Source organism: Streptomyces sp. WAC04114 (genome assembly GCF_019733245.1).
GTDB lineage: Bacteria > Actinomycetota > Actinomycetes > Streptomycetales > Streptomycetaceae > Streptomyces > Streptomyces massasporeus_A.
The window spans coordinates 1-8,773 of the sequence record NZ_JAIGQA010000259.1 but is presented as its reverse complement, the minus strand read 5'-3'; the positions used below and the strand labels follow the sequence as shown (position 1 = coordinate 8,773).

Below are 8,773 nucleotides of genomic sequence, written 5' to 3'. Positions count from 1 at the left end.
CCTCCCGACGGGGGTGGGCGGGATGTTACCGGCGGTATCCCCCGGCTTGAAGATGAACAAGCGTCATTTCTTGAAGTCAGCACAACAGGCACACGGATCACGGCAGTCGACTCGCGAGCCTCTTCGGGCCGCTTATGGAGGCCATTTGAAATCGGATGGAGCCGATTCGCTTGTCGATACGTCTATTCGGCGACGTCCTTACGACGACGCCGAAGTGACCGGATTACAGGTGCAGGTGTGACGGAGGTGCAGGACGATGGCGGGTTTCCGGAGTCTGGCGAGACAGGTCCGCGATCCGCGGTGCGATCTGGCCTTGCGGCGTTATTCGCTGCGCAAGTGCCTTGAGAGGTTCGCGCCTTACGGACACAGGGCGACCTGGGACCATCTGTGCTCCCGGGCAGGGTTCGGTCCCGAGGACCGCTCCCCCGATCCGGTGCGGCTCGTGGCCGCACTGGACGAACTGGAGGAGGCGCGGGCGGTCTGGCTGGCCTACGAGGTCGAGTTCGCCGAGCGCCGCAAGAAGGAGAAGCACGACGGGCTGCGCAGGCCGGGCAGTGTGGACGACTGGCACCGGCTGACCTGGGGCGGTTTCGGTGTGGCGTGGTGCGACGATCCGGCGGTCCATCCCCGTGAACCGCTGGCCGAGGTGCTGCGCCGGCTGATCGCCGCGCTGGAGCGCGAGCCGGGGTCGCAGTGCCCGGTGTGCGACGGGCAGCGGCTCGTGTGGAGGTACGACCTGGACCACGAACCCTCGTCCGGTCCGGTCTGCACGGACTGCGGAATCCTGGTGCCGCGTCCCGTGCTCACGCCCGAGTCGCTGGCGTACGCCCGGCGGACGAGGCTGTTGGTGTCGGCTTGACGGATGCGGGTGCGCGGGGGGGGGGTGCGCCGGGGATGCCGCACCCCCACTGTCGGTGGTGACTGGCACCATCGACACCATGATGCAGGTGTGCCTGAACGGTTCGCGGACGGCCGCTGACGGCGTGGCCGTGCCGCTGACACCCGAGTCGATGGCCGACTCGGCCGCCGAGGCCGTCGCCGCCGGGGCGACGGACATCCATGTCCACCCCAAGACACCCTGCGGGCAGGACACGTTGTCGCCGCGGGTGCTCGCGCCGGTGCTGTCGGCGATCCGGGCGCGGGTACCGGTTCCGGTGGGCGTGACCACGGGCGCGTGGGCGGAACCCGACCCCGCCGCCCGGCTGCGGCGGATCCGCGACTGGACCGTGCTGCCCGACCACGCCTCGGTCAACTGGCACGAGCCGGGGGCGGAGGAGTCGGCCGCGCTGCTCCTGGAGCGCGGAGTGGGTGTGGAGGCCGGCATCTGGTCGGGTACGGACGGGGCCGAGCGGTTCGCGGCCTCACCGCTCGGGCCGAAGGTCCTGAGGGTCCTGGCGGAGGTGACGGACAAGGACCCGTCGGCCGCCGTTTCCTCCGCGCGGGCGCTGCTCTCCGGCATCGGGACGGCGCACGGACGCCCGGTGCTGCTGCACGGCGAGGAGGGAGGCGCCTGGCCGGTGCTGCGGCTCGCGGGCAGGCTGGGCCTGGCCACACGGATCGGGCTGGAGGACGTCCTGACCCTGCCGGACGGGGAGCCTGCGGGGTCGAACGCCCACCTGGTCGCGGCCGGGCTGGCGGAGTACGGGGCGAGCCGGGCGGCCGTTACCCGCGACCGCCCCGGTCGACCATCAGGCGGGAACCGGTGAGGCGTTCACCGAAGACGTCGTCGGGGTTGGACAGGACGCAGGTGTCGAGGGAGAGGCAGCCGCAGCCGATGCAGTCGGCGAGGTGATCCCGCAGCCGGTTCAGCTGCTTGATGCGCTCCTCCAGTTCGGTGCGCCAGGCCTCGGAGAGGTGCGCCCAGTCCTCCCGGGTGGGCGTGCGCTCCTCGGGCAGTTGCGCGAGGGCTTCGCGGATCGTCGCCAGCGGGATGCCGACCCGTTGCGCGGCCCGGATGAAGGCGACCCGGCGGAGCGTGTCACGGGAGTAGCGGCGCTGGTTGCCCGAGGTCCTGCGACTGCGGATCAGGCCCTTGGACTCGTAGAAGTGCAGGGCCGAGACGGCGGCGCCGCTGCGCGCCGCGAGCTGGCCGACCGTGAGCTCATGGATCTTCTCTGGAATCCGGTGCACCCCTCGAACCCTACCGAGTCCGTTGACACAGCCCCCTCGGCCGACCATGCTAAGCAGTCGCTTAGAGATTGAGCGCGCAGACCCCCTGCACACGAGAGGCCTGGAAGACATGGCAGAGCCGAGGATCTTCACGTCCGTCGACGACCTGAAGTCGGCGGTGGGCGAACAACTGGGGTACACCGACTGGCTCGACATCGACCAGAAGCGGATCGACCTCTTCGCGGAGGCCACCGGCGACCACCAGTGGATCCACGTCGACCCGGAGAAGGCCGCCGCCGGCCCCTTCGGCACCACCATCGCGCACGGCTATCTGACCCTGTCGCTGCTGCCCCTGTTCGGGCCGCAGCTGATCGCCGTCGAGGGCGTGAAGATGGGTGTCAACTACGGGACGAACAAGGTGCGTTTCCCCGCCCCGGTCCCGGTCAACTCCCGGCTGCGGGCCACGGCGACGATCAGTGCTGTCGACGAGGTGCCGGGCGGCGTCCAGGTGGCCGTCGCCTTCAGCGTCGAGCGCGAGGGCGGCGACAAGCCGGTCTGTGTTGCCGAGTCCGTGGCGCGCTACTACTTCTGACGCCGGATCCGGACCACCGGCGAGGCCGGGGCTCCCGGACCTCAGGCCGTCGCGCCCCGGGCCCCGACCATCCGCAGCACGAGGTCGGCGTACAACTCGCCGACCTGCTCCGGCGTCCGGGGCCCGTCGACGTTGAACCACCGCGCCACGTCGATGCAGAGGGACAGCACGGCCAACGTCGTGCCGTGCACGTCGATGACCTCGAACTCGCCCGAGCGCGCGCCCTCCTCGATGATCCCGCGCACCTCGCCGTCGACCTTGCGCCTGAGGGCGAGGATCTCGGCGCGGGCGTCCGGCCCGAGCGATTCGAGCTCGTACTGCACGACCCGCGCGGTGGTGCGCCCGCCCGCGTGCCAGCGGACGAAGGAGCTCACCGCGTCGGCGAGCCGCTCGGTGGGGCTGCCCTCGCGCCGGGACGCCGTCCGCAGGATCTCCAGGGCCTTCTCGTGCCCGATCCTGCTGATGCGGTGCAGCAGCTCTTCCTTGGTCTTGTAGTGGATGTAGAGCGCCGCCGGGCTCATCCCGGCGCGGCCCGCGATGTCCCGGGTAGTCGTGGCGTGGTAACCACGCTCGGCGAAGGCCTCCACCGCGGCGACCAGCAGCCGCCGCGCCGCGTCGGGCGTGACCTCGCCCCACGCCTGCGCCTCGCCGCCGGCCGTCTCCTCCGCCGTACTCATCACTCGCCCCTCTCCACTGGCAGGAGGCAACACCATACCGCCGAAGGTGAGCGAGCGCTTAGTGTGGCCGCTCAGCGCTTCTCGTAGGGGGCGTACGAGGGGGCCACGCCCGACCCCTCCTGCCGGTCCCGGATCACCTTGGACAGGGTGAAGGCCGAGGTGACCAGGTACAGGACGGCGATGGCGAGGAAGGCCCGCACCCAGGCGTCGGCGCTCAGCTGGTAGATGCCGATCGCGGTGGCCGCCATGGCGACGGCGAAGGAGGCGACGGCCTGGCCGTAGAAGGCGGCCGTGTTCTGCTGCTTGCCCGGTGTGTCACTCATGGGGGAAAGCATCGGCGGACGTGGTCCGCGCCACATCCGCCGAAGTACTCAGACGCGTACTCAGAACGCCGAGACCCCCGTCAGCGCCCGCCCGATGACCAGCTTCTGGATCTGGCTCGTGCCCTCGTAGAGGGTCATCACGCGGGCGTCCCGCAGCAGCTTGCCGGCCGGGTACTCGTCGATGTAGCCGTAGCCGCCGAAGACCTGGAGCGCGTTGTTCGCGGCGCGGACGGCGGCCTCCGAGGCGAACAGCTTGGCCTTGGACGACTCGACGGCGAACGGCTGCCCCCGGTCGATCAGGTCGGCGACCCGCCAGGTCAGCAGCCGGGCCGCGTCGACGTCCAGGGCGATGTCGCTGATCAGCTCCTGGACGAGCTGGTGGTGGGCGATGGTCCTGCCGAACTGCTCGCGCTCCCCCGCGTACCGCACGGCCGCGTCCAGGGCGGCCTGGGCTATGCCCACGCAGCCCGCCGCGACCGACATGCGGCCCTTGGCGAGGGCCGACATGGCGATCGAGAAGCCCCTACCCTCCTCCCCCAGCAGGGCGGAGGCCGGCACGCGCACGTCCTGAAGGACGAGTTCCGCGGTGGCCTGGCCGCGCAGCCCGAGCTTGCCGTGGATGGTGCGGCGGGTCAGGCCGGGCGTGTCGGTGGGGACGAGGAATGCGGAGACGCCCTTGTGGCCGGGGGCGTCCGTGGAGCGGGCGAAGAGCAGGACGACGTCGGCCCAGGTGCCGTTGGTGATGAACATCTTGGTGCCATTGAGGACGTAGTCGTCGCCGTCCCGTACCGCCCGGGTCGCCAGACTGCCCGCGTCCGAGCCCGTGCCCGGCTCGGTCAGGCCGAAGCAGCCGATCGACGCGCCGGAGGTCAGCCCGGGCAGCCAGCGGCGCTTCTGCTCCTCGCCGCCATGGGCGGCGACGGTCTTGGCGACCAGCCCGAGCGAGACCGAGACGATGCCACGCACGGACGAGTCGCCCCGGCCCAGCTCCTCCGTGACCAGGCAGTACGCGAGGTGGTCGCCGCCGGAGCCGCCGTACTCCTCGTCGATCGTCAGGCCCAGGAAGCCGACCTCGCCGAGCTTCTTGACGATGCCCCGGTCGACCTCCTCGGCACGGTCCCAGGCCACGACGTGCGGGGTGATCTCGCGCTCCACGAAGTCCCGCGCGAGCTGCCGGACCGCGCTCTGCTCCTCGCTGAGCTCCAGATTCACCACAGGTCACCCCATTGAAAGCCGTACATTTAAATTAGCACTGCTAGTTTTGCCGTGCAGCCCTACTATGTGCGCCATGGCCCGACCGCGCAAGCCCTTGCTCAGCACCGACCGGATCGTCGAGACGGCCCGCGCGCTCGTGGACGCGGAGGGTCTGGCCGCCGTCTCCACGCGGCGGCTCGCCGCCGAGCTGGGGGTCAGCGGCCCCTCGCTGTACAACCACTTCCGCACCAAGGACGAGATCCTGGAGGCGGTCGCCGACTCCGTGAGCGGCCAGGTGGACCTGTCGATGTTCCAGGACGGCCGGGACTGGCGCACCGCGCTGCACGACTGGGCCGTCTCCTACCGGGCCGCCCTGCGCGACCACCCGAACATCGTCCCGGTGCTGGCCCGCGGCCCCGGCCGCCGCCCGGCCGGACTGCGCCTCGCGGACGCCGTCTACGGCGCGATGGTCGCCGCGGGCTGGCCGCCTGCGCAGGCCACGTCCATCGGCGCGCTGATGCGGTACTTCGTGATGGGCTCCGCGCTCGGCTCCTTCGCCGGGGGTTTCGTGGACGACGCGAGCGCCTACGACCCCGCCGACTACCCCCATCTCCAGCAGGCCCATCTCCTCGCCGAACGGCAGGAGAAGATCGACGAGCGCGCCTTCGAGACGGGGCTGACGGCCCTGCTGGACGGCCTTGCGCAGCAGTACGAGCAGGTGCGGCGCACGGCGTAGGGCCTCCCCTCGGACACTTCGGCGACGGCCGAACCGTCCGTGTCCCATGCTGGGGGCATGACCACGAGGGACCCACAGGCGACGGCCCTGGCCCGGCTCGCCGCGCTGTTCGCCGACGAGACCCGGGCCGCGTGCCTGCTGGCGCTGCTGGACGGACGGGCCTGGACCGCGAGCGAACTGGCGCGGCACGCGGGCGTGGCCGCGTCGACGCTGAGCGAGCACCTGGGGCGGCTCGTCGCGGGCGGACTGCTCGCCGAGGAGCGGCAGGGCCGCCACCGGTACGTCCGGCTGGCCGACGCCCGCGTCGCCCAGCTGGTGGAGGACCTCGCCGCCCAGGTCGCGCCGGGCACGGCCGTACGGCCGCGGAACCTGCGTGAGTCGAGCGCCGGCTCGGCGATGGCCCGGGGCCGCACCTGCTACGACCATCTCGCCGGGCGGCTCGGCATCGCGGTCACCGACGCGCTGACGGCACGCGGGCTGCTGGAGCAGGAGACGGGGTTCGCGCTCACGGACGCCGGGCTGGCGTGGTTCGCGTCGGCCGGGATCGGCCTGGAGCGGCGTGGCCGGCGCCCCCTGGCGCGGGCCTGCCTCGACTGGACCGAGCGCCGCCCTCACCTGGCGGGCGTCGCGGGTGCGGCCCTGTGCCGGCACGCCCTGGACACGGGCTGGTGCGTACGCATCGGCTCGGAGCGGGCCGTGAAGGTGACGGCGACCGGTGAACGGGCCCTGTGGGACCTGCTGGGGGTGGAGGCGGTGGCGTTGCGATAGCCCGTCCGAAATCCGCGAGCTTGCGGCCCCCTCTCCCTCCTAGCCTTCGGAGCATGATGTCGAACACCTCCCCGTCCCGTCCCGCACGCCGGGCGGAATTGCTGGCCGCCGGTGCGGCCGCCGTCACCGTCGTGCTCTGGGCGTCCGCCTTCGTCTCGATCCGCAGCGCGGGTGACGCCTACTCGCCGGGAGCGCTGGCGCTCGGACGGCTGCTGGCCGGGGGGCTGACACTGGGGGTGATCTGCCTGCTGCGGCGGGAGGGGCTGCCGCCGCGTTCGGCCTGGCGTGGCATCGCGATCTCGGGGCTGCTGTGGTTCGGCTTCTACATGGTCGCCCTCAACTGGGGCGAGCAGCAGGTCGACGCGGGGACGGCCGCCCTGGTCGTGAACACCGGTCCGATCCTCATCGCCCTGCTCGGGGCCCGGCTGCTCGGCGACCCGATGCCGCCGCGGCTGCTGGCGGGGATGGCCGTGTCGTTCGCCGGTGCCGTGACGGTGGGTCTGTCGATGTCGGGCGAGGGCGGTTCCTCAGTGCTCGGGGTGGTGCTGTGCCTGCTGGCGGCGATCGCGTACGCCGGTGGTGTCGTGGCGCAGAAGCCGGCGCTGGGCACGGCGAGTCCGCTGCAGGTGACGACGTTCGGATGCCTGGTCGGCGCGGTGCTCTGCCTGCCGTTCACCGGGCAGCTGGTGCGGGAGGCCGCGTCGGCGCCCGCCTCGGCGACGCTCAACATGGTCTACCTGGGCGTCTTCCCGACCGCGCTCGCCTTCACCACGTGGGCGTACGCGCTGTCCCGGACGACCGCGAGCAGGATGGGCGCGACGACGTACGCGGCGCCCGCGCTGGTCGTGCTGATGTCGTGGCTGTTCCTCGGCGAGGTGCCGGGGGCGCTCACGCTGGTGGGCGGTGTGCTGTGCCTGGCCGGTGTCGCGGTGTCCCGGTCGAGGTCGCGGGCGGCGGCAGGGGCCGCGGCTCCGGGAGCGGTTCCGGAGCCACGGCCCGAGGGAGCCAGGGAGGCCGAGGACTCAGCCCGTTGACTCGGCCTTCGTCTCCGCCGCGGCCTTCGTCTCCGGCTCCGACTTCGCCTCCGCCGCGCGGGCCCGGTCCGCGAGGATCTTGATCGACACCAGGGCGATCACCGAGAGCGCGACGATGTACCCGGACACCGCCATCGACGTACCCGTCGCCTCCAGCAGCAGCACCATCACGAAGGGCGCGAGTCCGCCGCCCGCGACGGCCGCGATCTGGTAGCCGAGGGAGGCGCCGGTGTAGCGCATCTCGGGCGTGAACAGCTCGGCGAACAGCGCGGCCTGGGGGCCGTACATGATGCTCAGGAAGCAGCTGGCGACGAACGTGCCGACCGCGAGCCACAGCAGCGAGCCGGTGTCGATCAGCAGGAAGAGCGGGACGGCCCACAGGGCGATGCCGACCGCTCCGAAGGCGTAGATCCGGATGCGGCCCACGCGGTCCGAGAGCGCGGCGGCCGCCGGGATCAGCACCAGCTGGGTGAGGCTGACGCAGAGCGAGACCAGGAGCACCGGGCCCTTCTTCATGTCCAGCTCACGGGTCGTGTAGTCGAGGACACCGGTGATGATGATGTAGAAGGTGGCGGTGTTCACGGCGAAGGAGCCGCCGGCCAGGAACACGGTGCCGAGGTGGCCGCGCAGGATGGTGCGCAGCGGTGAGCTCTGCTCGGACTTCTCCTTCTCGGCGAGCGCCCGCTCGGCCTCGCGGAACGCCGGGGTCTCCTCGACGCGCGTGTGGATGTACCAGGCGAGCGCGAGGACCAGCAGTCCGACCAGGAACGGCACGCGCCAGCCCCAGGCCGCGAACGCCGAGTCGGTGGTGAGGGCTCCGGCCAGCAGGAAGACGGTGTTGGCGGTGACCACGCCGATGGGGACGCCGAGCTGGACGAAGCTGCCGTAGACACCGCGCTTGCCCTCGGGGGCGTACTCGGTGGCCAGGAGCATCGCGCCACCCCACTGGGCGCCGACGGCGACGCCCTGTGCGACCCGAAGCAGGACGAGCAGGATCGGGGCGGCCACACCGATCGTGTCGTACGTCGGCAGCAAGCCGATGGCCGTGGTGGACACGCCCATGAGCGTGAGCGCGAGGACGAGCATCGGCTTGCGGCCGCGCTTGTCGCCGAGGTGGCCGGCGACGATGCCGCCGATGGGGCGGGCGAGGAAGCCGACGGCGAAGGTCGCGAACGAGGCGAGGACGCCTGCCGTGGCGCTTCCGGCGGGGAAGTAGAGGTCGCCGAGCACGAGGGCGGCGGCGATGCCGAAGACGAAGTAGTCGTACCACTCGACGGCCGAGGCGAGTGCCGCCGCGGTGGCGACCCGGCGGCGGTTGCCGGCCGTGGGCGGGGTGGGGG

General features: G+C 71.9%; 11 protein-coding genes and 1 pseudogene. 7 read left to right on the top strand and 5 right to left on the bottom strand.

All coding sequences use genetic code 11. The features are described from left to right. The 3 genes and pseudogenes from K4G64_RS36930 to K4G64_RS36920 form a co-directional block, all read left to right on the top strand. A pseudogene (locus K4G64_RS36930) lies at nt 1-241 on the top strand (hypothetical protein); the annotation flags it as partial. A 15-nt stretch (nt 242-256) separates the two neighbouring features. Continuing rightward, nucleotides 257-859, top strand: coding sequence for a hypothetical protein (locus K4G64_RS36925; protein WP_221760248.1), 603 nt, complete (start codon nt 257-259; stop codon nt 857-859). A 79-nt stretch (nt 860-938) separates the two neighbouring features. Continuing rightward, nucleotides 939-1,706 carry a 3-keto-5-aminohexanoate cleavage protein gene (locus K4G64_RS36920; RefSeq protein ID WP_221760250.1) on the top strand — a complete coding sequence of 256 codons (768 nt, stop codon included), beginning with the start codon at nt 939-941 and terminating at the stop codon, nt 1,704-1,706. Here K4G64_RS36920 and soxR read toward each other — a convergent pair. Then, a complete protein-coding gene (soxR, locus tag K4G64_RS36915; RefSeq protein WP_221760247.1) occupies nt 1,663-2,130 on the bottom strand; it encodes a redox-sensitive transcriptional activator SoxR in 468 nt (155 codons plus the stop codon). The two genes, K4G64_RS36920 and soxR, sit on opposite strands and share 44 nt — an antisense overlap. 109 nt (nt 2,131-2,239) lie before the next feature. Here soxR and K4G64_RS36910 point away from each other — a divergent pair, with 109 nt between their 5' ends. Continuing rightward, entirely contained in the window at nt 2,240-2,701 is a 462-nt protein-coding gene (locus K4G64_RS36910) for a MaoC family dehydratase (RefSeq protein ID WP_031107672.1), read from the top strand. Between the two features lie 41 nt (nt 2,702-2,742). Here K4G64_RS36910 and K4G64_RS36905 read toward each other — a convergent pair whose 3' ends face one another. From K4G64_RS36905 to K4G64_RS36895, 3 genes are all read right to left on the bottom strand, one after another. After that, nucleotides 2,743-3,378 carry a TetR/AcrR family transcriptional regulator gene (locus K4G64_RS36905; RefSeq protein ID WP_221760246.1) on the bottom strand — a complete coding sequence of 212 codons (636 nt, stop codon included), beginning with the start codon at nt 3,376-3,378 and terminating at the stop codon, nt 2,743-2,745. 71 nt (nt 3,379-3,449) lie between these two features. Next, nucleotides 3,450-3,701: a YiaA/YiaB family inner membrane protein gene (locus tag K4G64_RS36900; RefSeq protein ID WP_221760245.1), complete on the bottom strand. Its 252-nt coding sequence runs from the start codon at nt 3,699-3,701 to the stop codon at nt 3,450-3,452. A 60-nt stretch (nt 3,702-3,761) separates the two neighbouring features. After that, nucleotides 3,762-4,913: an acyl-CoA dehydrogenase family protein gene (locus tag K4G64_RS36895; protein ID WP_221760244.1), complete on the bottom strand. Its 1,152-nt coding sequence runs from the start codon at nt 4,911-4,913 to the stop codon at nt 3,762-3,764. A gap of 67 nt (nt 4,914-4,980) precedes the next feature. Here K4G64_RS36895 and K4G64_RS36890 point away from each other — a divergent pair, with 67 nt between their 5' ends. Genes K4G64_RS36890 through K4G64_RS36880 form a run of 3 tightly spaced genes read left to right on the top strand, consistent with a single transcriptional unit; the run spans nt 4,981 to nt 7,433 of the window. Beyond that, entirely contained in the window at nt 4,981-5,631 is a 651-nt protein-coding gene (locus tag K4G64_RS36890; protein WP_221760243.1) for a TetR/AcrR family transcriptional regulator, read from the top strand. A 57-nt stretch (nt 5,632-5,688) separates the two neighbouring features. Continuing rightward, nucleotides 5,689-6,399 carry a helix-turn-helix transcriptional regulator gene (locus K4G64_RS36885; RefSeq protein ID WP_221760242.1) on the top strand — a complete coding sequence of 237 codons (711 nt, stop codon included), beginning with the start codon at nt 5,689-5,691 and terminating at the stop codon, nt 6,397-6,399. A gap of 56 nt (nt 6,400-6,455) precedes the next feature. Further along, the gene (locus K4G64_RS36880; RefSeq protein ID WP_221760249.1) at nt 6,456-7,433 is read left to right on the top strand and encodes a DMT family transporter; all 978 of its coding nucleotides are present in this window, start codon (nt 6,456-6,458) and stop codon (nt 7,431-7,433) included. Here the strand turns inward: K4G64_RS36880 and K4G64_RS36875 are convergent. Further along, nucleotides 7,422-8,773: MFS transporter (locus K4G64_RS36875; protein ID WP_221760241.1), on the bottom strand; the 1,352-nt coding region annotated here is incomplete at its 5' end. The genes K4G64_RS36880 and K4G64_RS36875 overlap by 12 nt on opposite strands.

What these genes read in the sequence shown, in the direction of transcription:
- K4G64_RS36885 (WP_221760242.1), top strand. Translation starts at nt 5,689, where the DNA reads ATGACCACGAGGGACCCACAGGCGACGGCCCTGGCCCGGCTCGCCGCG.
- K4G64_RS36905 (WP_221760246.1), bottom strand. Translation starts at nt 3,378, where the DNA reads ATGAGTACGGCGGAGGAGACGGCCGGCGGCGAGGCGCAGGCGTGGGGC.
- K4G64_RS36920 (WP_221760250.1), top strand. Translation starts at nt 939, where the DNA reads ATGATGCAGGTGTGCCTGAACGGTTCGCGGACGGCCGCTGACGGCGTG.
- K4G64_RS36900 (WP_221760245.1), bottom strand. Translation starts at nt 3,701, where the DNA reads ATGAGTGACACACCGGGCAAGCAGCAGAACACGGCCGCCTTCTACGGC.
- K4G64_RS36890 (WP_221760243.1), top strand. Translation starts at nt 4,981, where the DNA reads ATGTGCGCCATGGCCCGACCGCGCAAGCCCTTGCTCAGCACCGACCGG.
- K4G64_RS36910 (WP_031107672.1), top strand. Translation starts at nt 2,240, where the DNA reads ATGGCAGAGCCGAGGATCTTCACGTCCGTCGACGACCTGAAGTCGGCG.
- K4G64_RS36880 (WP_221760249.1), top strand. Translation starts at nt 6,456, where the DNA reads ATGTCGAACACCTCCCCGTCCCGTCCCGCACGCCGGGCGGAATTGCTG.
- K4G64_RS36925 (WP_221760248.1), top strand. Translation starts at nt 257, where the DNA reads ATGGCGGGTTTCCGGAGTCTGGCGAGACAGGTCCGCGATCCGCGGTGC.